This window comes from Pedobacter sp. 01T416_2 (assembly GCF_056398925.1).
In genome coordinates, this window is record NZ_JBFTQI010001157.1 from 1 (window position 1) to 1,208 (window position 1,208).

Sequence of the window (1,208 nt, forward strand, 5' to 3'; positions counted from 1 at the left end):
ACATATAACAGTCTAAATCAACTAATCGAATCGGTTTCGAGCGAAGGTAATAGACGTCGTTGGACTTATGATGATTACGGTCGACTGATCCGTTTTAGCCCCGATGGTGATCAAACTACGATCTGGGAACGTGATGAAATGGGCCGCGTAATCCTTGTGAAAGATTTTGGAGAAGAGGCTTTACGTTTCAAATACGATGCCTATGATCTTCCGGTTTACGCCACCGATGGCCGCGAAGAATGGCACATGGCCTACACCCCAATGGGTAGCCTAAAAACACAAAAAAGAAGCAGCCAATCATCCAGTCAAAATGCCCAGGCCCTTCATTTTACCTATGATAAGTGGGAAAATTTAAAAGGTATTACCAATGAAAAAGGTGAAGAGTATACCTTTTTAAGGGATGCGAATGATGATGTGGTAAAGGAAATTGGTTTTGACGGGCAAGAGCAACAATATATCCGCAACCAGGACGGGCAGATTATTAAAACGATACAGGCCGATGGAAAGGCCGTGTACCACAATTACGATCTGAGCGGCCGATTGGTATACAGCAGCTATGAAGATGGTACTTACGAAGCCTTTCAATACAATAAACTTGGTTTGCTCATTACAGCAGAGAACGAACTTTCTTCGGTTAGTTTTAGGCGCAATCCGTTGGGTATGATCACCCAGGAAATACAGGATGGCTACCAGATTAATTATCAATACGATGTTTTTGGAAATCTGACAAGTTTAAAAAGTTCATTAGGGGCCGATATTAAATACGATTATAATGAAATTGGTTATCTGAATGGCATCGCAGCTAAAAGTGGCGGATCAGCAGAATGGACAGCAGCTATTGGCCGGAATAAAAACGGACAGGAAACCAGCCGCAGTTTAAGCGGCGGGGTTAGAGCGACATTCGATTATGACCATGAAGGCCATCCAATTAGTCAAAAGGTCGAAGCCAGTCGTTCCATCACAGCATTTAAACAATATGCCTGGGGGCCAAACGATAAACTGAATAGCTGCTTAAACAGCATTACGAGTGGCAGCATCAATTATAGATACGATACTTTTGGTAGTCTTTCTTCGGCAAGTTATAGCGATGGTAAAGTGATTTATAAGAATCCCGATGAAACAGGAAACTTATATAAAACAGGCGATCGCAGCGACAGACGTTACGATAAAGGTGGTAAACTGCTTAAAGATGACCAATGGTATTACCG

The 1,208-nt window shown here is 42.5% G+C and carries 1 protein-coding gene; it reads left to right on the plus strand.

Features of this window, described 5'->3' with window-relative positions; all coding sequences use genetic code 11:
- On the plus strand, positions 1-1,208 hold a 1,208-nt coding region (locus AC1DPQ_RS28195), incomplete at both ends, for a hypothetical protein (protein ID WP_477611632.1).